Annotated in this window: 17 protein-coding genes; 4 read left to right on the top strand and 13 right to left on the bottom strand. The window is 69.8% G+C overall.

What is annotated here, in order from left to right; genetic code table 11:
* Positions 1 to 4 precede the first annotated feature (4 nt).
* From EV653_RS07330 to EV653_RS07315, 4 genes are read right to left on the bottom strand one after another with little or no spacing between them, the layout of a single operon-like run.
* On the bottom strand, positions 5 to 1,315 hold the full coding sequence (locus EV653_RS07330; protein WP_134099198.1) for a CpaF family protein: 1,311 nt from the start codon (positions 1,313 to 1,315) through the stop codon (positions 5 to 7).
* The gene (locus tag EV653_RS07325) at positions 1,312 to 2,112 is read right to left on the bottom strand and encodes a hypothetical protein (protein ID WP_134099196.1); all 801 of its coding nucleotides are present in this window, start codon (positions 2,110 to 2,112) and stop codon (positions 1,312 to 1,314) included. The genes EV653_RS07330 and EV653_RS07325 overlap by 4 nt, the downstream gene beginning before the upstream one ends.
* The gene (locus EV653_RS07320; protein WP_134099194.1) at positions 2,112 to 2,849 is read right to left on the bottom strand and encodes a hypothetical protein; all 738 of its coding nucleotides are present in this window, start codon (positions 2,847 to 2,849) and stop codon (positions 2,112 to 2,114) included. Before EV653_RS07320 ends, EV653_RS07325 begins: the two co-directional genes overlap by 1 nt.
* Before the next feature lie 52 nt (positions 2,850 to 2,901).
* The gene (locus tag EV653_RS07315; RefSeq protein ID WP_134099192.1) at positions 2,902 to 3,363 is read right to left on the bottom strand and encodes a hypothetical protein; all 462 of its coding nucleotides are present in this window, start codon (positions 3,361 to 3,363) and stop codon (positions 2,902 to 2,904) included.
* Positions 3,364 to 3,510: 147 nt separating this feature from the next.
* Between EV653_RS07315 and EV653_RS07310 the strand changes: the two genes are divergently transcribed.
* The 4 genes from EV653_RS07310 to EV653_RS07295 all read left to right on the top strand — a co-directional run bounded on the left by EV653_RS07310 (position 3,511) and on the right by EV653_RS07295 (position 18,342).
* Complete coding sequence (locus EV653_RS07310; RefSeq protein WP_134099189.1) at positions 3,511 to 10,659, top strand: hypothetical protein; 7,149 nt, start codon at positions 3,511 to 3,513, stop codon at positions 10,657 to 10,659.
* 33 nt (positions 10,660 to 10,692) lie between these two features.
* Positions 10,693 to 11,223, top strand: a complete 531-nt coding sequence (locus EV653_RS07305; RefSeq protein ID WP_134099187.1) for a hypothetical protein — start codon at positions 10,693 to 10,695, stop codon at positions 11,221 to 11,223.
* A 3-nt stretch (positions 11,224 to 11,226) separates the two neighbouring features.
* Positions 11,227 to 11,784 (top strand): hypothetical protein, encoded by a 558-nt coding sequence (locus EV653_RS07300; RefSeq protein ID WP_134099185.1) that lies wholly within the window; start codon positions 11,227 to 11,229, stop codon positions 11,782 to 11,784.
* 129 nt (positions 11,785 to 11,913) lie between these two features.
* Positions 11,914 to 18,342, top strand: a complete 6,429-nt coding sequence (locus tag EV653_RS07295) for a hypothetical protein (RefSeq protein ID WP_134099183.1) — start codon at positions 11,914 to 11,916, stop codon at positions 18,340 to 18,342.
* A gap of 4 nt (positions 18,343 to 18,346) precedes the next feature.
* On the opposite strand, the gene EV653_RS07290 is transcribed toward EV653_RS07295, so the two are convergent.
* From EV653_RS07290 to EV653_RS07250, 9 genes are read right to left on the bottom strand one after another with little or no spacing between them, the layout of a single operon-like run.
* Entirely contained in the window at positions 18,347 to 18,964 is a 618-nt protein-coding gene (locus EV653_RS07290) for an acVLRF1 family peptidyl-tRNA hydrolase (RefSeq protein ID WP_238159612.1), read from the bottom strand.
* A 6-nt stretch (positions 18,965 to 18,970) separates the two neighbouring features.
* A complete protein-coding gene (locus tag EV653_RS07285; RefSeq protein ID WP_134099181.1) occupies positions 18,971 to 19,369 on the bottom strand; it encodes a metal-sulfur cluster assembly factor in 399 nt (132 codons plus the stop codon).
* Positions 19,362 to 19,820, bottom strand: coding sequence for a Fe-S cluster assembly sulfur transfer protein SufU (gene sufU / locus EV653_RS07280; RefSeq protein ID WP_134099179.1), 459 nt, complete (start codon positions 19,818 to 19,820; stop codon positions 19,362 to 19,364). Before sufU ends, EV653_RS07285 begins: the two co-directional genes overlap by 8 nt.
* Before the next feature lies 1 nt (position 19,821).
* Positions 19,822 to 21,081, bottom strand: coding sequence for a cysteine desulfurase (locus EV653_RS07275; RefSeq protein ID WP_134099177.1), 1,260 nt, complete (start codon positions 21,079 to 21,081; stop codon positions 19,822 to 19,824).
* A complete protein-coding gene (gene sufC / locus EV653_RS07270) occupies positions 21,078 to 21,839 on the bottom strand; it encodes a Fe-S cluster assembly ATPase SufC (RefSeq protein ID WP_134099175.1) in 762 nt (253 codons plus the stop codon). The genes EV653_RS07275 and sufC overlap by 4 nt, the downstream gene beginning before the upstream one ends.
* Before the next feature lie 23 nt (positions 21,840 to 21,862).
* Positions 21,863 to 22,201: a non-heme iron oxygenase ferredoxin subunit gene (locus EV653_RS07265; protein ID WP_130438612.1), complete on the bottom strand. Its 339-nt coding sequence runs from the start codon at positions 22,199 to 22,201 to the stop codon at positions 21,863 to 21,865.
* On the bottom strand, positions 22,198 to 23,400 hold the full coding sequence (gene sufD, locus EV653_RS07260) for a Fe-S cluster assembly protein SufD (RefSeq protein ID WP_134099174.1): 1,203 nt from the start codon (positions 23,398 to 23,400) through the stop codon (positions 22,198 to 22,200). Before sufD ends, EV653_RS07265 begins: the two co-directional genes overlap by 4 nt.
* Positions 23,400 to 24,812 carry a Fe-S cluster assembly protein SufB gene (gene sufB / locus EV653_RS07255; RefSeq protein WP_134099172.1) on the bottom strand — a complete coding sequence of 471 codons (1,413 nt, stop codon included), beginning with the start codon at positions 24,810 to 24,812 and terminating at the stop codon, positions 23,400 to 23,402. The genes sufD and sufB overlap by 1 nt, the downstream gene beginning before the upstream one ends.
* Positions 24,809 to 25,543 (bottom strand): helix-turn-helix transcriptional regulator, encoded by a 735-nt coding sequence (locus EV653_RS07250; protein ID WP_134099170.1) that lies wholly within the window; start codon positions 25,541 to 25,543, stop codon positions 24,809 to 24,811. The genes sufB and EV653_RS07250 overlap by 4 nt, the downstream gene beginning before the upstream one ends.
* Positions 25,544 to 25,590 lie beyond the last annotated feature (47 nt).

Raw genomic sequence — 25,590 nt, 5'->3', positions numbered from 1 at the left:
GGCCTCACGCCCACGTTCCGTGCACGAGCGGCTGGTACCCGAAGTGCTCGAGCTCGTCCATGCACGCGATCGGAGCGTGCGCAGCGGCCCGACCGTCCGGTCCCGGTGCGAACACCTCGCCGGACAGCACCCGGCCGTCCCACCCGGTCACCTCGCGGATGCTCTCGATGTATCGGCTGAGGCCGCCGCCGCGGGTGTAGTCGTTGTGCTTGCGGACGAACACGACGAAGTCGAGCGCACCGGCGATCAGCATCTGGGTGGCGTCCATCGGCAGCCGCTCCATCGCCTGGATCGCGTAGGTGCTGATCCGGTTGAACACCTCCATCGAGCTGTTCGAGTGGATGGTCGACAGCGAGCCGTCGTTACCCTGGCTCATCGCGTTCAGCATCGTCACGATCTCGTCGCCCAGCACCTCACCCACGATGACCCTCGAGGGGTTCATGCGCAGCGAGCGGCGGACCAGATCGGCCATCGTGACCTCGCCGACGCCCTCGGAGTTCGGCAGCCGTTCCTCGAACGCGACCACGTTCGGATGCAGGTCCTTGAACTCCCCCAGGCCGAGCTCGAGCGAGCGCTCGACCGTGATCAGGCGCTCGTGCGGCGGGATCTCGTTGGCCAGCGCGCGCAGCAGCGTGGTCTTCCCGGAGTTCGTCGCGCCCGCGATCATGATGTTCTTCCGCGCCGCGACCGCGGCCCGCAGGAACGAGGCGATGTCGTCGGTCATCGTCCCGTTCTGCACCAGGTCGCGCAGGAACACCTTGCCGAGCCGGGCGCGCCGGATCGAGACCGCCGGCCGCGACGTCACGCCCATCACCGCGGACAACCGGGAGCCGTCAGGCAGCCGCAGATCCAGCTGGGGGTTGGCCGAGTCGAACGGGCGGCTGGTCAGACCCGCGTGGGCGGCGAGCACCTGGATCAGCTCGACCAGCTCGTCGTCGCTCTCGGCCACCGGGCCGGGCGTCTCCTCGCGACCGTCGCCGTACTGCACGAAGACCTGGTCGCAGCCGTTGATGTCGATGTTCTCGACCTCGGGGTCGTCGATCAGCGGCTGCAGCCGGCCGACGCCGAACAGCGCGGAGTGGATCGCGCCGGCGATCTGCGCGTCGTCGTCCGGGGTCGGCGGCGTCCGGCCCTCGGCCAGCTCGTACCGCGCATGGTCCTCGAGCACCTGCACGATCAGCGACCGCGCGTACTCCCGCTCGTCCTCCGCACTCATCGGAGGTACGCCGTTCACCTGGTCGCGGCGGCGCTGCTCGTTCAGCCGCTCCGCAACCTGCACCCGCAGCTTGCGCACCAGCTCCTGGTCAGCGCTCATCGATAGTCACCCGGCGGGAACGCCGCGTTGGCCATGTCGAAGTCCTGCGGCGGCGGTGCGGACACCAGCGATGCCATCTCCGCGGTGATGTCGGTCGCGGACCGGATCAGCAGGGTCTTGTCGAGACGACCATGGCCACGTCCGTCGAAGAACGCCGCACCGGCCGGGTCGTACGCCAGGTGCCAGCGGTGCCGCACCGGTACGGACATCGCGTCCAGCACGGTCCAGACCTGCTTGACGCCGTCGCGCCGCTTCGGGTCGGCCACAACGACCACTCCGAGCTGTGCGTCGACGTGGTGCACCAGAGTGGACAGCCGCTCGCGCAAGTGCGCGACCGACGAGCCGGTCGCCGTACAGACCAGTACGACGAGCCGCGCGGACTGGATGACCGGCAGCTGCGGCGAGGACGCACCGATCCGCCCGCAGTCAGCCAGGACGTCGCTGTTCTGCATCTGGTTGAACGAGATGCCGAGCGGATGCCACAAGCCACCCATGCCGCCGACCTGCTCCGGAGACCGAACACCGAGCAGTACGTCGAGACCGCCGTCGAGCTGCTGGCTGTGCGCAAGGATCACCTCGTCGCCCAGGCCCTTCCGGCTCGCGGCGGCCAGGCTGACGAGGCCGCGGTCGGAGTTGAGCGCCGAACCGCCCGGTCCGGTCATCCGGATCGCCACGTCGCTGCCGGCCGGGTCGCACTCGGCCAGCAGCACCTGCCGCGGCCAGAGCGCACCGATGACCAGACTCGCGGTGGTGACGCCGGGTGAACCCTTCGCGCTCGCGAATGCCACCAATGCCATCAGTTCGCCCCGCCGTTGCGCTCCACGTCCGTCTTGGTCCCCGGGGCCAGCTTCGCCAGCATCAGCGACTTGGATGCCGCCGCCGCGCCGACCGTGGTGATCTGGTCGGACGGGACCAGCACGGTCACGTTCAGCGAGCTGTTCGCGCTGGTCTTCGAGTCCGTGATGGCGCCCGCGCTCGAGGTCACCATCGCCGCCTTGACCAGCGTGACCGCCGACGTCCCGTCCTGGTTGGCCGTGGGGACCCGGGTGATCGAGACGATGTCGCCGACGTCGAGCCCGTCCGACGGCGCGCGCCCGGCCTCCAGGCTGATGCCGACCAGAGCGGCGCCGGACGGGATCGGCTGCTGCCCGTCCTTGGTGAAGTTCTCCGGCGTGACGAACTGGTCCTTGTACAGCCAGGTGGTGGTGTAGCGGCCGAGGTACTTGCTCGCCTGGGACCACGGGATCAGACCACCGGTCGCACCGGCCAGGTCGCCGCGGGACAGATCCTTCGCCTCGAGCTTGTGCCCGGGCGGGAGGCTGTCGGCGGAGATCGCCACGAAGTCGGACCGGTTGCCGCTGTTCAGCGCGATCAACGCCGACCCGGCGGCACCGAGCAGGATCAGGATCACAGCGAGCGCGGCCAGCGCCGGACGCCGCTCCCGGCTGCTCGGGAGGCGGTTCGGGCCACCCGCCGATCGGCCCGCGGCCCGGGCGCCTTGGGAAGGGGTTCGCGTGGAGGACGAGAGACTCACGCGCCTACCGTAATGGCAGCGAGGTACCACTCGGGCCGGCAGGCCGGTGCCGTTACCGGGCCGCGACCCGCCTGCGTTCGAAGGTGGTCAGCAGCTCGTTGAAGGCACCCGGACCGCCGTACAATTGGTCTAGATAGGTGTAAAGCGCGCGCAGCGCCTTGCCGAGGTCCTGCTGCCATCCGCTCTGCTGCTCCAGCCAGGTCGTCAGCTCCCGCCCCTCGACGAGCGTGACCGCCGCGTTGACCGGCTGGACCAGCCGGTCGCTGTCCGGATCCCCGACGCCGCTGGGCCCGCGGACCTCCCGGACCGCGTCCGCGAGTGCCTGCCGCTCGGCTCCGGTGTAGACGTAGTCGAAACCGAACTTCCCGTGCAGCTGATCGAGGTACGCACACAGCGCGGTGAACAGTTCGATGCCGTCGTACTCCGGGCCGTCGCCGGCGACGTGCCTCAGCCGGGCGACCATGCTGCGCGCCTCGGAGACGCTCCACTGCGATGTACCCAGCCGCTCGACCATGGATTCGATCCTAGGTCGGCGGTCAGGCGTAAATCGTTAACAGTTCGGGTGATTCGAGTTGCTGGCGGGTAACCGATTGTTTGCTAGATTCCGGAACTAGGACGTCCTAGTGACAACTGGTGAGCACTTGGACACCCGACGGGAGGGGTGAGTCGGCTGAGCACACCCATTTCGTCCGCCGCCGATCCGACGACTCGCGCCCGCTGGGCAGTAGGAACCGCGCTCGGGATTCTTCACCCGTCCGCCGTTCCGCTGCGTAACGGCAGGGTCTGGCTGACCGGTCGCGACGACATGGTCCCGGCGCACGTGATGCGGGCCCTGGAAGCGCAACTCGCTCGCCGGGCCGCGGACCGTGCCGCCGACGACCGTCTGCTGGCCGAGGCCATCTGCGTGCTCGGTGCCGAGGTCGCCCGCGCCCGGGGTCAGGTGCCGGCTCGCGGCGCGGTCGGAGCGCTCGACCAGTACCTGCGTGGTCCGGGGCTGGATCAGTCCCGCCGTGCCGAGGCCGAGGCGCTGCTCCGATACGCGCTGATCAGTGCCGCTCCGGATGACCCGGAGGCCGCAGCCAGGCTGAACCGCCTGCGCGGATCGACGCGACCCGTCGCGCTGTCGACGATCGTGTCGGCCTCGGCGACGATCAGCCGCGATGCCCTCGTTGTCGGCGTGAACGGGCCGGTGAACGGGCCGCCGAACCGCTCGGCCGGCCGGCGACATCGCGCTCCGGTCGGCAGCAACCACAGACGTGCCGAAGGTCGGCGGGTCTGGACCTCGCAAGTTCACGGCACGGGCCTGGTGACCGGTGCCGGCGGACGACCGAGTGGCCAGACCGATCTGACCGGGTCCGGTGCGCTGACGGCTCTTGCCGCGATGAACCAGGTGGATCTGGCCGCCTCGGTCACCGACCAGCCGGTCATCGACCTGCAGAGGCAGCAGGCGATCCTGCGGACGACGGTCACCGACGTACCGCAGCACGTCCGGGTCGAGATCGGGAAGACCACGCTCGGCGCGATGGCGCAGGGCATCATCCGGTCCGGTACGGCGGACGATCCGCACGTCCTGCAGATCTCGCCGCGGCTCGCCGACGAGCAGCTGCGTCACGTGTGGACCCATCAGCTTTCCCTGATGACACAGGAGATTGCGGCCGCGCAGGCGGACCGGCCGCGCGGCGTCCTCCGCCGGCTGAAGTCGGTCTTCGGCCACGAGCGACGCGACCGCCGGCTCCACGCCGACCATGCGGCGTACCAGGTGATGGTGCGGGACTGGCAGCAGGCACGCGCCGAGACACTGGCCAACGGCGCTCCGAGCGGGCCGCGCAGCCTGTCGGAGCTGGAACGCGACCTCAACGGCCTGGCCAGGACCATCCGGCGCCACGGCGGCCTCGAGCCCGTTCTGCCCTGGTCTGCCGAGGCGATCGCAGGACCCGATGCAACGGCGTTCGGCGTCGCCGCAGCACGCGCGAACGAGCGGCCTGCACCGCACTCGGTCGCGCACCTCCGCGAAGAGGTCCTCACTCAGATCCAGTCGCTCGAGGACTCGGTCACCGAGCTCCAGTCGCAGTCGGCCACCAAGGCGGAGACTGCCCGGGCCGCCGCAGAGTTGGCCGAGGAGACCAGGCGCAAGGCCGACACGGAGGAACAGGGCCTGGACGCCGGCGCCGCCGAGCGCGCCCGGATACTGCGGGTCACGGCGACGGCCGCTGAGAACAAGTCCACCCGGCACAAAGAGATCCGCGACGCCTACGGCGATGCCGCAGCCGAAGCGCAGAAGGCTCTGAGGGCGTACCGGACACTGCTCGACGGGATCGACTCGGGCGGGTCGCAAGGCCAGCTCCTCGCGCTGGCCGACGCGGCGCGCAGTCAGGTCAGCAAGTACGAGCAGAGCTGCCACGCCGCGCTGCCGGTCGCGGATGTGTTGATGACCGGCACGCCCGAGGGTGCTCCGGTCGCGCTGCCCGTCGACGTGATCAACGAGGAACTGGCCGCGAGCGGCGCGTCCCGTCAGCTGCCCCGGACCGGGCCGCTGCCGCTGGAGAGCGCGGAGTACCGCCTGCTGCTCTCGCCGGACGGCATGGTGTTCCCGGTCCCCGGTGACGGGGACGGCAGCATCTCGGAGATGCCCGAGGTCCGGGTCCGGATGCGCGCACGCAACCTCCGGGAGATCACCCGCCGCGACTTCGAGATGGCCGAGCAGATGTCGGGCACGCTCGGCGAAGGCGGCATCAGTGCAGGCACCACCGCTACGCACTCCGGCAGCACCACCGTCGGATTGAACCTGCAGCCGATCGTTGCCATGGCCGCACCGGGTACGCCGCTGCACGCGGCCGCCCAGCTGACCAAGCCGAAGCTCGAGATGACCCACGGCCACACTCTCGCCGACAACGCCGGCGAGACCGGGCACCATCAGCTCGGCTGGGTGGGTCTGCATCGTGGCGAGTCGCTTCTGGTGGAGTGGGACGGCGTCCTCGAGGTGGAGGTACGCAACTCCCCCACCGAGCCCTGGTCACCGGTCCGGAGCATCGACGTCGGTCCTCAGCAGACCTGGGTCGCCAGTCCGTACACCGTGAAGCCGGCGTCCAAGACGGTCACGCTCGCGGAGCTCGGCCACGCCCAGGACGTCACCGGCGAGTTCCCGCGCTTCACGATGGACAACGTCGACGGTCTGCGTGGCGTCGCGACGGACGTCATCAGGCAGGCACAGGAGCGGTACGGCGACCTGGACGAGGTCACGGCCAGCCACATCACCGGCCTGATCGTGGCGGACACTCCACGGCTGATCCACGACATGAGCCGTCCGGGCGGTCTCACCCGGAGCTTCCGGGCCGCCGACAACAATCAATACGAGCTCACCTGGGAAGTCACACCCGACTGGAGCGCTGCCGAGCTGGTCGGCGAGTTCAGCTCCGAGATGGGGATGGAGAAGGTTCCGGTCGGCTTCCTCGGCGGCAACGCGAGCCAGACGTACGGCGCGTCCCTCACCGGCACCGGATCCCTGTCGTTCCCCGGCGTGCCGGACGCGGCCCACCCGCTGGCCGCGGCGACGGTCCTGAACGATGTCGGCGGTTCCGGCGTGAACCTCTCGCCGAGCGTCTCGGCCGGGCGGAACGTGTCCCGGCAGGGCGGCCAGAACATCAGCAACACGACGATCTCGCCCGTCGTCCACCGTTTCATGGGGACCCAGGGCATCAAGGTCCCGCTCCGGACGACCGCGACGCTGCGCCGGGTCGGCGACACGAAACCACCGATCGTCGTCGAGAGTCCTTGTACGGCGCACATGCGGGTGGCCGAGAACGACCTGCTCCGGGCCGGGGGCCGCGCGGACGCGAGGGCGATCCGGCGGGACGAGCACGACGCGATCCGGACCGACCAGGACGGCCGGGTGCTGCTGCGCAACGATCCGGAGCCGCCGACCGGTCCCCAAACGGCGCCGCCGTGGATGGGCCGCGGACCGAACCAGATCCGCGGCGTCGGCCAGGGGCTGGTCCAGAACGTCGTCGGCGCGGACGATGCCTGTCATGACGCGCTGATGGGGCTCCAGGCGGAAGGCCTGGTGCCGGAGCTCGACGAGCACGACCGACCGCGCGGAGACCGGCCCGCGACCAGGTCCCAGCTCGCCAACTACGAGCGCGTCGTCCAGGCGATCAACGCGGCACGGCTCGCCGCAGGGATGAACGAGGCCTGCCAGGGCGGCCTGATCGTCGTACTCGAGGACCAGGGCTTCGCCGGCACACCGCGCTGGCGCCCGTACCGGTTGACCGTCGGCCAGGAGTACGACGAGAAGACCGGGACCTTCGTCTCCGAGGGCCGCGGCACGAGCACGAACGAGAACGAGGTGCCGCTCGGCATCAGCTCGGTCGCCTCCAGCCGGACCATCGGACGGAGCAGCTCGGTCCCGGTGTCCGCCGGGATCGAGGGCGGGATCGCACCGGCGAAGGGCATCCGCGGCTGGGCCGCCAAGCTCGGGGTGAAGGCCAGCCGGTCCGCGTTCATGCGGAACATGAGCTGGACGGCGGGACTCCGGATCAACCGGGTCACGCTGAGCGAGAGCACCGAGCCGCTCGACCGGGTCAGGCAGAGGATCCGGATCAGGTTCGCGGAGATCACCGACAAGGGCGATGCCGCGCCGCTGGCCGATGTCCTCGGCAGCATGGAACTCGCCTACGACAGCTCCCTGGCCCGGGCTGCTACGCCGGTGTTCGCACAGGATCCGCAGGCCCCGTCCGCAGAGGCCGTCCAGCAGGCGATTCCCGTCGCCGTCGACGCGGGCAATGCGGCTGACGCGCTGGTCGACGCGATCCCGGCGATCCGTGCCGACTCCACCGCGCTGCCCGCGCTGCACGCGGCGCTGGCTCCGAGCAGCCTGATCGCGAACCGCGACTGGATGAACGGGACGTACAAGCCGACGTTCATGGTGGTGCAGGCCCCGGGCAATCCGGTCCACGCGTTCCGGGACGGCACGATCCTGCCGCAGCAGTACCAGGTGCAGATCCGCGGCGAGGCGCTCAGCCTCACCCATGTCGCGATGACCCAGCAGAACAGCGTCGACATCAACTTCACGATGAGCGACGTCGGGTACACGTCGGGGACGTCCACCTCCGGCGGCGTCAGCGGCAGAGCCGGCGGCGGTCCGGTAGCCGCCGACGGATCGGCGTTCTCCGGAGGCGCGTCGCTCGGCCGGACCGGCGGTACTGCGCAGTCGACCACGGTCAGCGAGACGTCGGGCGAAGAGCGTCTGCTGATCAATGCCGGCACGCACCATCAGTTCCTCGAGCAGTACCGGATGTTCGCGGACATCGTGCACAACGGACAGGTCGTCAAGACCGTGCCGCTGCCGGATGCGACCGTCCAGAAGCTGATGGCCGAGCGGCGGGCATTGGAGCTCTACGCGTCCAGCAAGCTCGACCTGCCGCTGAGTGTGGTGAGCGATGCGGCCGAGCGGTACCTGAACGACAAGCTGCCGCTCAGTCCGCGCGTCCGGGGCGGCTTCGTCCGGCGCTACACGCTGGAGAAGCAGGGCGTCACCACTGGTCTGGCGGCGACGCACACAACCGAGCGCTTCGCTGCGAAGCTCCGCGCGGAAGGCCTCGCCGCAGCAGACCAGTACCGAACCGAGGACGAGAAGCTCACCGCGAGCATCGATCAGTCCGACGAGCTCGCCAGGACCGGCCGCACCATGCACGCCACCGGGGCCTACAAGGACAGCCTGGGCGCGGCCGAGGTCGAGAAGCTGGTGGTGATCTCGGGCCAGGTAACCCGGCCGGTCGACCTGGAGCCACAGGTCGCGGCCCAGGTCGACGAGGTCGAACCCGGCCTGCGGAACGCGAGTCCGGTGCTGCAGGCCGGGCTGGACATCGCCTTGAAACCGGAGAACCTCAGCGGGCAGCTGGACGACATGCTCGGCCCGGCCGGGCTGGAGATTCCGCTCGAGGCGCCGCTCGACGGCCGGGAGCATCCCGACGTCATCGTGGTCGTGGTGCGGGCGCACTTCGAGGGCGATGTGACTGTCCGCGCGGTGCTGACCGACAAGGACGGGAAGCTCCTCACCGACGAGCACGGCCGGCCGAAGCTGGCGCCGGAAGAGTCCGGTGGAGCCGAGCAGATGTACGACTACGAGGGCCGCGACCGGTCCGTGAGCAGGACCCGGTCGATCACCGTCGGCGCCGACGGTGGAGTGCCCGGACGCGGCGGTGTCAATCCGACCAGCGGCCTGTCGACCGACCTGACCACGACCGACACCCTGGGCGACGGTCACCAGAACACCAACATCCGTCGGCACGGCGACTTCGTCCGGAATCTCGCGGAGCGGAAGGTGGTCTTCACCACCGAGGTGGTCCGGCTGCACAACGCCGGCGCGGCGGCGATGACCAGCACCAGCGCGAAGCTGCGACGGCTCGATCCGGACGTCCAGGTCACCCGGTCCGCGCCGCGCGAGCTGACCGCGACGCTCTACACGATGATGCCGGAAGGCGAGCTGAAGGACGGCCCGGCGCCGCAGACCGCGGAGCTGGCCGAGGAGCGACCCGACCACCGCACGGTGCGGCTCCCGGAGGGCGCGATGCCGCTCCGGTCGGTGCCGTTCGGGCGGGGTGAGAAGAAGCAGGACCAGCTGTTCGACAACCTGACCGCCGTACTGCGGCAGCGGCAGTTCCTCGGGCGGCGTGGTCTGGCCGAGTTCCGGCACCTGATCCGGTCGACGCTCAAGCCGAGCGCGCTGAAGGCGAAGGTCGGGCGGCTGCTGGACGGCGGGATCGACCTGGTGCCGATGGCGCAGCCGGGCAACGGGAAGACGATGATCAACGTCACCGTCAACGCCACCCCGGTCGGCTGGGAGCTGGACGGTGACCCCTCGCCGGGTCAGGAGGGCCACGTCTGGCGTAGCCAGCGGGTGGCGCGCTCCGGCAGCTCCCGCAACCGTCGTACGCCGGTGACCGCGACCGGCGGGCTGGACGGCGGCATCGTGTCGGTCAGCGGCTCGATGGGCGAGCAGGTCAAGGAGCAGACCGGGGACGCGAACGGCACCCGGCTCGAGCTCAGCCGGTTCCTCGAAGGCCAGATGGTCACGGTCCGGATCCCGGTCGTGTACGACGCCACGATCCGCACCAGCACCGACAACGGCCGCGGTGAGCAGGTCACGAAGAAGACCACCCACGTGCCGAATCTGGCGAACGGCCAGATGTTCGTGCGGATGCTGGCTCACCGCTACCTCGAGGGCCTGCGGCAGCTGGAGCAGGGCGCCGAGCTGGATTCCGTTCTGGCGAATTCCCGGCTGCAGGCCGTGCCGGAGAAGCTGGGACGCCCGGACCTCGTGGCGACCGAGTACGCCGACGGAAAGACCGAAGGCGTGCACCAGCCGTACCGGCCTCTGCTGGCGGCGATCGACCGGGCACAGGCGACGCAGAAGCCGGTGGTGCTGCTGGTCAAGGAGGCCGACGGCACAGAGCGGAAGTACCAGGCGCTGCCCGGCGATCCCGCCCGCAACAGGCCGCCGACGTTGCTCGGCGTGAACGACGGTGGTTTCGCCTCCGCGTTCGCGACGCTGAATCCCCAGCTGGCCCGGATGGCCGAGGGCCGGGTCGACCTGCGCGAGCTCTACAACACGTCGTCGCCGGACGGCAGCTTCAGCGGCAAGGTCGCGGCCGAGCTGGAGAAGTCCGGCGTACCGCGGGATGTGCTGAAAGCGCTCGACTACACCACCGCCGCGCGCACGATGACGCCTACTGCCGCGCCGACCGCGCACCATCCGCCGGGCGGCCGAACGATTGCACCGACCGGTCACGGACAGACGATGAGCGGACCTTGAAGGCGATGATTTCCGGCGATCGAGAGGGGCGGTATGGCATTCGCGGTGGCGCGGACCTGGGACGAGGCGCAGCTGTATCTGGAGCTGCATCCCTGCCCGGACTGCGGGTCGATCGACGCGCCGTGGGAGCAGGCGCTGATCGAGGTCGACGGTGAGCTGACCTCCAGCTACGCCGCGATCTGTCCAGGCTGTAACGCGCACCGCGAGTACCTGTTCGGTCTGCCGGGTCGGGAGACGCCGCTGCGCGGCTGGCCCACGTTCGGCGGACCGGAGCCGTCGGAGGTGCTGGATGCGGGCCAATGGCTCGACGTCGCCGACACCGCTGCTTCGGAAGTCCCCCCGGATCCCGCGGAGGCCGGTAAGGTGCTGGCCGTCGCGCGCGCAGCCGTGGACGAGGTGATCAAGTTCGTGCCGCCCGGTGCGGACGCCGTACCGCAGGACGGGTTCTGGACGCGGGAAGGTCGCGCGGTCCGCGATGCGGAGCCGGGACGGTTCCGGCTCGAGCGGTTGCTGTTGGCGCGTGACACGTACGACGAGCTTGGCCGAGAGCTAGGAGCGAGATAACCGATGCTGACCGCTAGGACCCTGACCGAGGCCCAGATCTACGTGAGCCTGGTGACCGCGGCCGACCCGGAGGCCCCCGCGGTCGTGCCGGCCCGGCCCGAGCCCGGAGTCAACGTCACCGAAGGCCCGGACGCGTGGGTCTTCGCCTCGCAGGCCGGCGAGATCACCATCCCGTACGCCTCCGAGCGCGCGGCCACCGCGGTCGGCGCGCGGTTCGGTCTGGGCAAGTCGCAGCTGATCGACGCGGCGCAGTGGGCGATCGTCGCCGCGTCGTTCGCCCGCCGGGCGCTGGACGCCGACATGGCCTACACCGGCGCGCCGGACCAGGACCGCACCATCGTCGAGCTGAACTGGGAGTTCGCCGCCGACGCGGTCAGCGAGGCGATCAAGTTCCTGCCCGATGACGCGGACGAGGTCCCGGACGCGGACATCTGGTCGGAGTACGGCGCGGCGGCGAAGGCCCGGCACCCGCATCTGGTCAGCCGCGCGAAGCTGACCGACGACCTGGAGTACTACCGCGGCACGCTGGAGGATTTCCGCGCGCTGTACAAGCGATCCTGATGTGACGAAGGCCACCGGCAGAAAGTTACTCTACTGCTGAGAAACATGGCGAAAACCTGAACATCAGGTTGCTAATGTCCCCGCTCACAGCTGGTGAAAGTACCGGCACGTTGAACGGGGAGTGCTGGGTTGACGTCTGCCGCGATCACCGAGGACGACCCGCAGGGCCGTGCGCGCCAGGCCCTTGGGGTCGCGTTCGGTATCGCGGCTCCGGAGGCGATCGCCCTTCGTGACGGCACCTTCCGGCTACGGCACTCCCGCGAACGGTTCGCCCGGAAGATGTTGCGGCGGCTCGAACGCAGGCTGGCCCGCCGCGCCGGCGACATCGCCGACGACCGGCTCGTCGCCGAGGCGGTGGCGCTCGTCGGCGCCGAGGTCGACCGCGTTCGCGGCGGATCCCGCGCGGACGGCGCGACGCGGGCGCTGGACACACTTCTCGACCTGCCCGGCCTGCCCGAGTCCCAGCGGGCAGAGACGCAAGCGCTGCTCCAGGACGTCCTCGACGGCAACCAACTCACTACCGACGCCGACCTGCGCCGCCTGACCAACGTCCGCGCCCGCCGCCACTCCCCCGGCCGCCCCCTCGCGACCGACCTCATCGCCGAGTCGCAGTCCCTGACCCGCGACGCCGAACGTCTCCTGCGACCGCCCGCGCCACCCGTCGAACCACCTGCCGCCACTCCAGGCACGCCGCCGCGGGGATTGTCCGGATGGGTACGCCGGCTTGTGCAGGAGAGTCGTAGCGCGGCCGACGGGTCCCGCGAGGTGCGTGATCGCCGGGCCGAAGCGCAGTACGAGGAGTTTCGGCAGCTCAGCCGCGAGTGGCGAGAGCGGTCCGGTAGTCGTCCGGTCGAGGACATCGAACGCGACCTGGAGACCCTGTCGCGGGCGATCCGGCGTGGCGGGCATCCGGCACCGCGGCTTCCGTCGGCCGGTGTTCACGTGGTGGTCCCGGACGTCCAGCACGGACCGGACGACAGCTTCCGGGCGCACGTACGCCGGCAGATCGCCGACCTCGAGTCCGCGGCCACGGATCAGGCCCACCGTGCCGATGTACGCACCCGCAGCGCGGAGACCGCCGGTGACCAGGCCGCGGAACTGTTCGCGGCGGCCGACCGACAAGCCGCGAGCCAGGATGCGTCTGCCTACGAGCGCGCCCGCCGGATCCGCACCCAGGGCGTACGCCGTCTGCGCGTCGCCGAACGCCACGCCCAGATCGCGCAGTACTGCACCGCTGCCGCCGACCAAGCGCGAGTGGCTGCCGACGCGTACCGAACCCTGCTGGAGTCAGACGACCTGCCACAGGCTGCGCAGGCGGCTGCCGAACAGGTGCAGGCCTACCAGAAGGCGTCGGCGGCGACGCTTCCTGCGGAAGGCGTGCTGCACAACGGGCTTCCGTCCGGTCGGCTGCCGCATCTGACCAGGCTGTGCCGGGAGCTCAACCAGGCCCTGGCCGACCGGAAGTCGCCGTACAGCTTCACACCGGATGTTTTGCATCGGACGCTGCGGGCGGAGAGTCGGCGGATCCTCTCGCCGGACGGCTTCGTGCTGACGATCGGCAACGAGCCCCGCGCGGACATCGACGGACTCATCCAGTTCCACCTGAAGCTCGACCCCGGTGAGCTGCAGGAGGTCCTGGACAGTCCGCTCACCATTGACGAGGCCCAAGTCGGGCAGGTGGTGCAGGGCGGGTACAACGTCGCCACCTCTGCGATGCAGACCTCCGGTGCGACGATTGGTGCCGATCTGCGTGTCATGACCGAGGCGCTGCCGGACACCAGCAAGCTCAAAGCGGTCGCGAAGGTCGTCTCTCCCGGAGTCGAGTCAGCGACGGGGCGCGGCCTCACAGTCAGCGGCGGAGCCACGGAGTACGCGCAGAGCGGTGCGGTCGAGGCGCTGCGAGGCGAGATCCTGCGGTACCGGTCGGCGCAGCCGCGCTGGAGCTGGCGGATCCGCGAGTCGGCGGCCGGTGAATGGTCGCCCGTGCAGGTCGTCGACTCCGGAGCGGAGCACGACACAGCGACGCTCGACCTCGGATACATCCACACCTACACAGTGCCGCCGCCGGCTGACCAGACCGATCTCGAGACGCTGGGCCTGTCGGCGGAACGCAGTACGGCGATGCCTGAGCACATGGCGACCCGGGTCGACGGGCTCAACGACCTGTGCGACCGGACAGTGGCGGAGCTGCGTCGACGCCTCGGATCGCTGGACCGCGTCGGCCACGACCGGATCCGCAGCCTGGTCGCCGAGGATGCGATGACCCGGCTGGACGAGACGACCCGGCTCGGCGGTGTCTGGCGACTGATCACGAACGGCGGCCGCCCGGTCGCCTGGGCGCAGTTGGAGACGGTCGCCGAGCTGGAGACCGCAGAGCTGGTCAGCGACAGCTCCCCCGATCACAAACTCGAGATCTGGCGAGTCGGCAACTCCGGCACGTCCGGTGCCCAGGGCTTCAGCAACTCCCGCACGCTGAGCGCGACAGCGACTACCGCTTTGTCCGACGTCGGCTCGTCGACCGTCGACGTCGCGCCGGGGGTCCGCGCCGGCCGGAACACCGGCCAGGAGGACACCGCGTCCACCGCGGATCTCGGCAGTCGTTGGAGCACCCAACGAGTAGCGCCGACCGTCGGCGTGAAGCTGCGGCTGCGGCACAAGGTCACCGTGCACCGCCTCGATCGCGAGGAGTCGTTCAGCACCGAAGGTCAGGGTGACGCGTACCTGCGGATGGCGGAACGCGACGCCTTCCGGTACGGCCTGCCGGTGCCTGCCGCAGCGCTTGTCCGCGAAGACGGCCGCCTGCGCCGCGGCACCGACGGCCGGGTGCTGCTGCGCGGAGACCCGCACCCGACCGATATCCCGCTCCGCCTTCCGGTGTGGCTCGGCAACGGACCAGGTCAACTGCGCGGCGCGGGTCCGGCGATGATCCGGGAGCTGACCGGAGCCGACGAGGCTCTGCAGGGCTTCCTCGCCCACCTGTCCCGACAGTCGATGGTTCCGCCGCTGTCCGATGGCCACCCGCTGCCCCATGGCCTCGCCGGTGAGGATCCGGCCGTCGTGCTCAGCCGGACGGAGAACTGGGAGCGTGCCTGCCAGCAGCTCGCCAGGCATCGCCTGGAGACCGGGTACGACCACGCGGCGCAGGACCGGCTGACCTTCCAGCTCACCGAGCACCGCACGGGCCACCCACCTCGGGTCCGGTCCTACCGCATCGCCATCGAGCAGCACTTCGACCGCGCGACGCCGATCGGTGTCGCGGACGACGACATGGTCGTCAACGTGGACATCGGCGTGAGTACGTCGGGTCGGTCCAGCACCCAGTCGCGGAGCCTGCCGTGGTCGGCGAGCCTCGGGGTCAGCAACGCTCCGGCGGATGGGCAGTCAGGGAGTACGCCGCAGGCGCGCGCGTCGGTCGGCCGGTCGTCGATGGGCCGATCCCTCACCTCGTCGTCGAGCCGGGGAGCGTACCGGATGACGGTGTCCGAGTCGAGCGCGCAGGTTGCGGTGTTCGACGTACCGCACACGATCACGATCAGCGAGATCACCGATGACGGCGAGTCCGTGCCGATCGTGACGTCGGAAGGCAGTGCCCGGGTCTGTCTCGACAGCGAATTCTGCGCCGGGCCTGAACAGCCGGCACCCGCCGTACGCGATCGGGTCGATCCGGGTTTGTTGCAGACCGCAACGGTCCAGCACGTCGATGCGCGTGATCCGATCGGGCGGCTGGTCGAGGCCGTGCCGGAACTCGGGCGGGGTGACAGCTCCGCGCTGCACCACCTCAGTGCCTTCCTCGCGCCGCGCAACCTCATCTCGCGGCCGGAGCTGCTCACCACGGAGTACCGCACCGGCCTGGCCGTCAGCCCGGCGCCGTCCGATGCACTCGAGGCTGTACGCCGCCGCGGCCTGAGCCCGCGCCGCACCGCGCTCAGCGTCACCACCCGCGTGGAGAACCTCAGGTACGTCGGCAGCGGGCACCCGATCCTCGCCGAGCTCAACGTGACGCTGGCGAGCACCGGCAGTACGTCGGGTGTCTCCACCGGCGCGACCGCCGGCGTCAGCGCCGGCACCGGCTCGGTATCGGCTGATGGGAATGCACGCAGCGGGTCGGTCGGGCTGAACCGGTCTACCACCGTCTCCTCGTCCGGCTCGGAGACAACGACCAGCGGCATCGAGCGGACGCTGATGCGGGACGGGCAGCACTACCAATTCTGGGGAGACCTGGTTCTGGAAGCGCAGCTCCGCTCCGGCAGCACAGCGGTCCGCGCGATCCCGCTGGAGACAGGTGCCGTCGTACTCACGCTTCCTGAGGGCGATGCGCTCCGGGCGTACGGGCGGAACGAACTGGACCTCCCGCTGCATCAGGTGTCGGACGCCGTCGAGCGCTTGCTCGACGGCAACCTCGAGCTCCCCCGCCGTACGACGACCGCGTTGCTGCGTCGGTACCGCATCGAGAAGGCCGGAGCCGACGGGCTGGCGGCAACGCACACGGACGAGCGGCTGGCGAACAAGTTGCGCGAGGCAACGGGTCTCGCTGCGCCGCACACCACCGGACTGGACGCCGCGCTGGCGGAGGCGGAGGTGCTGGCACGGCTGCGGGTCGAGGTGCCGATGCCGCGCAACTACGAGCAGATGCTGGGTGCGGCCCAGGTCGACCGATCGTCACTGCAGGACCAGGACGGCAACGACAGCGACCCCTTCCGCGAGGTGTGCGCCACCGTTGCGGAGCATTCGCCGCAGGCGCTGGACGACGCCGTACTGACCAGTGCGCTACGCGGTGATCTGAGCGGTACGCGATGGCGTAACCAGCTGGACGAGATGCTCGACCCGCGGGGGTTCGTCCGGGAGTTGCCGATCCGCGACGGTGCCGGCACTCGCAACCTGCGGGTCCGGGTGAAGGTGCGGTTCGTCGGCCCGGTGACCACCGAGGCGGGCGGCACGGAAGGGCAGAGCGGCAACGGGTATGGCCTGCAGCAGCTGTGGAGTCTGCGGGATCGCACCCGGAGCGTGACGGAAGGTACGTCGTACAGCGGTCAGGTCGGCGTCTCGGCCACCGAAGGGGCGTCTGCGACCATCGGCGCCGGCGCGGAGCTCGCTACGTCCACCACCTCGTCGAGCAGCGAGCTCAACACCCGCATCAGCACCGGGCTGTCGCTGTCCACGGTTCGGATCGAGCGGGACTACCAGGTCGTCATCGAGGTCGAGGACTCGGCAGAGCCGGGCGGCCGGCCGAGAGCCGTGACTCGACGAGAAGCCTCCGGGCGGATCAGCCTGTCGGTGCCGGCGTCCGTACTCCACTCGGCCCCTGCACAGGACGGTCCGGAGGTCGCCGACCATCGGGCCGTCAGGCTGCCGGACAACTACCTCGTCGACGGCACGCTCCCCCATCAGCCCGATGCGCCGGCCGAGAACGCCCTGTTCGATGCGGTGGTCGCACGTCTCAGCCGGCCGGACTTGTTGCGGAGCGACGGTGTCCGCATGCACCAGACGACGCTGGAGTCGTTGCTCGGCGCCGCGAACCGTGCGGTCGCCTTCCAGGAGATGGCCGGACCTTCGGGGCACGAACTCGTCCCGCTGGCGATCCCCGGGCAGACCTCGCGGGTCGTGGCCGTCCGGATCCGCGCGGAGGTCTCCGGTCTGGAGCTGATCTCGGATCCCGACGAGGACTCGACCACCCAACTCGGCGAGAACTCCCGCGAGCTGCGCGTCAGCCAGCTGACCGCGCGCAGCAACCGTCTGCTGCCCGGCTCTCGGTCGATCGGCGGCACGCTGCCCGGCGGCGCGGTCACGGTCGGTCTGAATTCCGGCCGTCGGGTCGGCGAGCAGGACACCGGAACGGTCGGCGCGCGGCACGAGACCGGCGTCTACGAATCCGGGCAGGTCGTCACCGTCAAGGTCAGCGTCGACTACCACCTCGACTTCGAGCGCCGCCGGATCGATCGCCACCATCGCCCGAAGGTGGAGCGCTCCGACTCGGTGCACCGGGCCGCGTCCGGCGAGGCCTACCTGACGATGTTCCGCCACGAGTACGACGCGATGCGCGCCCGGATGGAGGCCGGCGAACCCGCCCTTGACGGCTGGGATCCGACGGCGCAGCCGAAGCCTGCCCGGGTCCGAACCGTCTCGATGCGAGTGGACGCCGATGACCAGCACCCGTACCAGCCGTTGGTCGACGCACTCGGCCGGGCCCGCCGCGACGGTGTCAACGTACGACTGACGATCCGCGACCAGGGCGGCAAGCGTCAGGTGTACGTCGCCGGGCCGGACGGCACACTGACGAGCCGCAGCGACAGCGCGTTCGCGGAGGCGTTCGCCACGCTGCACCCACGACTCGCACTGCTTGCGGAGGGAGTGGTCGATCTCCGCGAACTCCACGCGTCGACGTCAGGCCGGTTCACTGGAGCCGTCGTCGACGCCCTGCAGCAGAACGGCATTCCCGCGTCGGCGCTGGTCGAGACGGACTCGCGGATGCGCCGTACGCCGGCCGCTCACGACCCCGACGGGCCGCCCGCGCGCCGGATGCACGCCTCCAACCCCGGGACCGGAATGACCATCGAGTGAAGGCCTACTCCGGCTGATCCACGTCGATCCGGATCGCCAGCGCGTCGACACCGGCCTGCTCGAGCACCTTCTGCTTCGGATCCGGTACGCCGAGGAACGGCGGCCGCACGATCCCCGGCAGGTCCTTCAAGCGCGGATCCTCGAGCACGGTGTCGACAGCCCGCCGGTCTCCCCCGCACACGAGGACATCGAGCTTCGCCGGCGCGAGGATCCGTACGGCGACCTCCGTCGCGGCCGCGAACGCCTCGCGGGCCTGGTTGTCCCGCCGGCGCGCGTAGCGCTGCTGCGACCAGCCGCCGGCCTTCGTCGTGCCCTGCACGTGCCGCGAGCCGACCTTCGAGTCAAGAAGCTTGCCCCCGGCAAAGACTCCGGCGCCGTATCCGCCGCGGCGGACGAGCAGGACGCCGAGGCGCCGCTCGGTCAGCACATGTGCGACGAGCCCCTCACGGGACAAGACCGTGAGGGGCTCGAAGGGCACGGTGACGACGGCGGTTGAGCCGTCCTCGGCGGACAACGTGACGCTGGTCGGCGTCACGTCGTACCGCACCGCGCCGTGGCGCTCACCGAAGCCGTCCAGCCACCTGTCCAGTCGGCTCGGCGCTACCGAGATCGTCCGGGTCACACCGGATCAGACATTGAAGCCGAGCGCCCGCAGCTGGTCGCGGCCGTCGTCGGTGATCTTCTCCGGGCCCCACGGCGGCATCCAGACCCAGTTGATCCGGAAGTCGTTGACGAGGCCGTCCAGTGCCATCCGGGTCTGGTCCTCGATCACGTCGGTCAGCGGGCAGGCCGCGGACGTCAGCGTCATGTCGATGATCGCCGTGCTGGTGTCGTCGACGGTGATGCCGTAGATCAGGCCCAGGTCGACCACGTTGATGCCGAGCTCGGGGTCGACGACATCCTTGAGTGCCTCGGTGACGTCCTCGACCTTGGCCGGCGTGCTGCCTGGCTGGGCTGCCTGGGCCGCGGCGGCCGCTTCGAGGTCGACCTCGGGCAGCTCGATCTTCTCGTCGGTCTGGTCAGGCATTCTTCACTCCTTCGTTGGCTGCGAGGGCCTGCGCCGTGGCATCGCGCCACGCCGACCAGCCCAGCAGTGCACACTTCACCCGGGCCGGGAACTGCGCGACGCCGGCGAACGCGACACCGTCCTCCAGTACCTCTTCGTCCGGCTCCACATTCCCCCGGCCCTGCATCAGCTCGAGGAACTTCTCGTACGTCGCCATGCCTTCGGACACCGGCTTGCCGATCACCAGGTCCGACATCACCGACGTCGCCGCCTGGCTGATCGAGCAGCCCACGCTGCTGTGCGTGACGCCCTTGACGGTGTCGCCGTCGAGCTCGACCCGGAGCGTGACCTCGTCCCCGCAGGACGGGTTCACGTGGTGCACCTCCACGTCGTACGGGTCCGCGAGGCCCGCGTGGTGCGGGCTGCGGTAGTGATCCAGGATGATCTCCTGGTAGAGGTTGTCGAGCTGCATATCAATCCACCTTGAAGTACTTGCGCACGAATCCGAGGCCGTCCACGAGCGCCTCGATCTCCTCGGGGGTCGTGTACAGATAGAAAGACGCTCTGGTCGACGATTGCATTCCGAACCGCTCGTGCACCGGACGCGCACAGTGGTGCCCGGCCCGTACGGCGATGCCGCGGGTGTCCAGCACGGTCGACACGTCGTGCGGGTGGACGCCGTCCAGCGCGAAGCTGATCGCACCGCCGTGGTCGGTGGCGTCCTGCGGTCCGAGGATCTTCAGACCCGGAACCGTCTTCAGGCCCTCGAGCGCGTACTCGACGATCGCGTGCTCGTGCGCCGCGATCTTGTCCATGCCGATCCCGGACAGGTAGTCGACGGCCGCACCGAGCCCGACGGCCTGCGCGATCGGCGGCGTACCGGCCTCGAACCGGGCCGGCGGAGCGGCGTACGTCGAACCGGTCATCCGGACGATCTCGATCATCTCGCCGCCACCGAGGAACGGCGGGAGCGAGGCGAGCAGGTCGTACCGGCCCCAGAGCACGCCGATGCCGGTCGGGCCGACCACCTTGTGGCCGGTGAAGGCCAGCAGGTCGGCGCCGAGCGTCGAGACGTCGACCGGGAACTGCGGGACGGCCTGCGACGCGTCGACGACCACGGTCGCGCCGACCGCGTGCGCCTTCGCGGCGATGTCGCTGATCGGGTTGATCGTGCCGAGCGCGTTCGAGACCCAGGTCAGCGCGACGACCTTGGTCTGCTCGGTGAGCAGTTCGTCGATGTTCGACAGGTCGAGCCGGCCGTCCTCGGTCACGCCGAACCACTTCAGCGTCGCACCTGTCCGCTCGCAGGCGAGCTGCCACGGGACGATGTTGCTGTGGTGCTCCATCTCGGAGACCACCACGACGTCGCCGGGCTTCAGCGAAGCGCCGAGCGTGTGCGCGGCGAGGTTGAGCGCCTCCGAGGCGTTCTTGGTGAAGACGATCTCGTCCCGCGACGGCGCGCCGATGAAGGCCGCGACCTTGTCCCGGCCGCCTTCGTACGCCGCGGTGGCCTCGGCGCCGAGCTGGTGCATGGCGCGGGCCACGTTCGCGTTGTGCTTGAGGTAGTGGTCCTCGATCGCCTGCACCACCTGGCGCGGCTTCTGCGAGGAGTTCGCCGAGTCCAGGTAGACCAGCGGGAACCCACCGGCCAACTCGCGCGACAGGATGGGGAAGTCCGCCCGGACCGACTGCAGGTCCAGCGGACTGCTGAATGTGGTCCGGGCGTCGGTCACTTCGCGCCTGCCTTCAGGAACCGCTCGTAGCCGTTGGCCTCGAGCTCTTCGGCGAGCTCCGGGCCGCCCTCCTCGGCGACGCGACCGTCGACGAAGACATGCACGAAGTCCGGCTTGATGTAGCGCAGGATCCGCGTGTAGTGGGTGATCAGCAAAACGCCCTTGTCGCCCTGGGCGGCGAACCGGTTGACGCCCTCGGAGACGATCCGCAGCGCGTCGATGTCGAGGCCGGAGTCGGTCTCGTCGAGGATCGCGACCTTCGGGTTCAGCAGCTCCAGCTGGACGATCTCGTGCCGCTTCTTCTCACCGCCGGAGAAGCCCTCGTTCACGTTGCGAGTGCCGAAGTCGGCGTCCATGTCCAGGTCGGCGAGCGCCTTGTTGACGTCCTTGACCCAGGTGCGCAGCTTCGGCGCCTCGCCGTCGATCGCGGTCTTCGCGGTCCGGAGGAAGTTCGCCACCGACACACCGGGCACCTCGACCGGGTACTGCATGGCCAGGAACAGGCCGGCCCGGGCACGCTCGTCGACCGACATGTCCAGCACGTCCTCGCCGTCGAGCGTCACGGTGCCGCTGGTGACGTTGTACTTCGGGTGCCCGGCGATCGAGTACGCCAGCGTCGACTTGCCGGAGCCGTTCGGGCCCATGATCGCGTGCGTCTGACCGCCGGCGATGGTCAGGTCGACGCCGCGCAGGATCTGCTTCGGGCCGTTCTCGGTGTCGACCGACACGTGCAGGTCGCGGATCTCGAGTGTCGCCATGAGGTTTCTTCTATCTCCGTCGTTTACAGGGCTGCTTGGTTCAGGGGGTTCTTCACGTCGACGAGTACGTCGTCGCCGTCGAGGCGGACCGGGTAGATCGGCACCGGGTCGTACGCCGGCAGGCTGGTCGGCTCGCCGGTGCGCAGGTCGAAGCGGGACCCGTGCAGCCAGCACTCGATCTCGCACTCGCCGACGTCACCCTCGGACAGCTGGATCTGCGCGTGCGAGCACTCGTCCCGCACCGCGAAGTACTGTCCCTCGCTCTTCACGACCGCGACCTCCACGCCGCCGACCTCGACCGGGATGACTCCCTCGTCGGGTACGTCGGCGGCGGCGCAGGCGCGCTCGAAGCTGTCGCTCACTGGCCGATGACCGCCTTGGCGGATTCGCTCAGCTCGGCGGTGCGGGCCAGCTTGTCTTCGATCACCTCGTGCAGGTGCTCGGTGACCTCGGGGACGCCGATCTTGCCGATGATGTCGTTGAAGAAGCCGGACACCACCAGCCGCCGGGCCGCGTCCTCGGGGATGCCGCGGGCCTGCAGGTAGAACAGCTGCTCGTCGTCGAACCGGCCGGTCGCGGAGGCGTGACCGGCGCCCTCGATCTCGCCGGTCTCGATCTCCAGGTTCGGCACCGAGTCGGCGCGGGCGCCGTCGGTCAGGACCAGGTTCCGGTTCAGCTCGAAGGTGTCGGTGCCTTCGGCCGCGGCCCGGATCAGCACGTCGCCGATCCACACCGAGCGGGCGTGGTCACCGGCCAGCGCGCCCTTGTAGAGCACGTTGCTCTTGCAGTTGGCCGCCTCGTGGTCGACGAACAGCCGGTTCTCGTGGTGCTGGCCCGACTCGGCGAAGTACACCCCGAGCAGTTCGGCGTCGCCGCCGGGACCGGCGTACCGGACGTTGGTGCCGATCCGGACGACCTTGCCGCCGAGCGTGACCGCGACGTGGTGCAGCCGGGCGTCCCGGCCGACGAGCGCGTCGTGCTGGCCGAGGTGGATCGACTCGTGGTCGCCCTGCTGGATCGAGACGACCCGCAGGTCGGCGCCGTCGCCGACGACGATCTCGACGTTGCTGCCGAGCTCACCGGAGCCGCTGTGATCGATGATCACGATCGCCTTGCTGTGCCGGCCGGACTCGATGATCAGGTGGCTGAAGCCGCGGGCGCCAAGGCTCGCGACGTTCACGTGCACCGGCTCGGTCAGCTCGGCCTCGACCGGGATCCGGACCGCGAACGCGTCACCCGCGTGGTTCCAGGCGACGGCCGCGGCGCGGTCCTGGGGCTTGCCGACCTTGAGCGAGTCCGCGGCGACGGTCTCGAAGACCACGCCCTCCGGACCGGACGCGTCGACCTTCGGGGTCTCGGTGCCGGCCGCGTCCTCGAACAGGGCCTTCAGCTGCTTGACCGGGGTGAAGCGCCACTCCTCCTCGCGCCCGTTCGGCACCGCGAAGTCGGCCACGTCGTACGACGTCGGCCGCTCGCTGCGGGCCTGGAGCGGGACCGGCGAACCCGGCCCGTGGGAGTGCGCCCTGTTGCCGGTAGCAACAAGGGTGTCAGACGACGACATCAGCCGACGGCCCCTTCCATCTGCAGCTCGATCAAACGGTTCAGTTCCAGCGCGTACTCCATCGGGAGCTCGCGGGCGATCGGCTCGATGAAGCCGCGGACGATCATCGCCATCGCCTCGTCCTCGGCCATGCCCCGGCTCATCAGGTAGAAGAGCTGGTCATCGCTGACCTTGGACACGGTCGCCTCGTGCCCCATCGCCACGTCGTCCTCGCGGACGTCGACGTACGGGTAGGTGTCCGAACGGCTGATGGTGTCGACCAGCAGCGCGTCACAGCGCACCGTGGACTTGCTGTGGTGCGAGCCCGGCGCGACCTCGACCAGACCGCGGTACGACGTCCGGCCGCCGCCGCGGGCCACCGACTTCGACACGATCGAGCTCGACGTGTACGGCGCGTTGTGGACCATCTTGGAGCCGGCGTCCTGGTGCTGGCCCTCGCCCGCGAACGCGACCGACAGGGTCTCGCCCTTGGCGTGCTCGCCCATCAGGTAGACGGCCGGGTACTTCATCGTCACCTTGGAGCCGATGTTGCCGTCGATCCACTCCATCGTCGCGCCCTCTTCGCAGGTGGCGCGCTTGGTGACCAGGTTGTAGACGTTGTTCGACCAGTTCTGGATCGTCGTGTAGCGGCAGCGGGCGCCCTTCTTCACGATGATCTCGACCACCGCGGAGTGCAGCGAGTCCGACTTGTAGATCGGCGCCGTGCAGCCCTCGACGTAGTGCACGTAGGCGTCCTCGTCGACGATGATCAGGGTCCGCTCGAACTGGCCCATGTTCTCGGTGTTGATCCGGAAGTAGGCCTGCAGCGGGATGTCCACCTTCACGCCCTTGGGCACGTAGATGAACGAGCCGCCGGACCAGACCGCGGTGTTCAGCGAGGCGAACTTGTTGTCGCCGACCGGGATCACGGAGCCGAAGTACTCCTTGAAGATCTCCGGGTGCTCCCTCAGACCGGTGTCGGTGTCCATGAAGATCACGCCCTGGGCCTCCAGGTCCTCACGGATCTGGTGGTAGACGACCTCGGACTCGTACTGCGCCGCGACACCGGCGACCAGGCGCTGCTTCTCCGCCTCGGGGATGCCGAGCTTGTCGTAGGTGTTCTTGATGTCCTCGGGCAGCTCTTCCCAGCTCGAGGCCTGCTTCTCGGTCGACCGGACGAAGTACTTGATGTTGTCGAAGTCGATCCCGGACAGGTCGGCGCCCCACGACGGCATCGGCTTGCGGTCGAACAGCTTCAGGCCCTTCAGCCGCAGGTCGAGCATCCACTCCGGCTCGTTCTTGAGAGTGGAGATGCCCCGCACCACGTCGGCGGACAGGCCGCGCTGGGCGACCGCGCCGGCGGCGTCGGAGTCGGCCCAGCCGTACTGGTAGTTGCCGAGGCCTTCCAGTTCGGGGTGAGCGGTTTGCGTCATCGTGCGGTCCTCGCAGCTTCGCCGTCGGATACAGGGGCAGCAGGCACTGAGTCGACAGGGCCTGGGATATGCGTCGTACAGACACCGTCGCCGTGGGCGATGGTGGCCAGTCGCTGCACGTGCTTGCCGAGGAGTCTCGAGAACACCTCGGTCTCGGCCTCGCACAGCTGGGGGAACTGCTCGGCCACATGCGCGACCGGGCAGTGGTGCTGGCAGAGCTGGGCGCCGTGGCCCGCCTCCGCCGTGGACGCGGCGTACCCGTCGGCCGTCAGGGCCTGGGCGAGCACCTCCGCCTTCTTGCTCTCGGGAGCCAGTGCGACCTGCTCCCGGTACCGCTCCTCCACCTCGGCGACACGGCGCCGGGCGAACTCCGCCACGGCGTCGTCTCCGCCGGCCTCGGCGATGAACCGCATCGCGGTCGCCGCCAGGTCGTCGTACGCCTGGTGGAAGGCGTGCCGGCCGGTGTCGGTCAGCACGAAGACCTTCGCGGGGCGGCCGCGGCCGCGCGGGCCGTAGATGCGCTCCTCGCGGGACTCGACCAGACCCTCGTCGAGAAGGTGGTCGAGATGCCGCCGGACCGCCGCCGGGGTCAGCTCGAGCCGCTCCGCCAGCACCGCGGCGCTGGACGGACCGTTGGTCAGGATCGAGCGTGCTACCCGGTCCCGGGTGGACTCGTCCCGCGCGCTACCGGCGCCGTGGGTCACGGCTCCGCTGTTCGCAGGATTTTTCACAACATCAGTGTCGCGTAAATACCCGGGCCCTTCAAATAAGGCTCCCC

The sequence above is a fragment of the Kribbella pratensis genome (assembly GCF_004365355.1).
Lineage (GTDB): Bacteria > Actinomycetota > Actinomycetes > Propionibacteriales > Kribbellaceae > Kribbella.
This window is presented reverse-complemented; position numbering and strand designations above follow the sequence as displayed.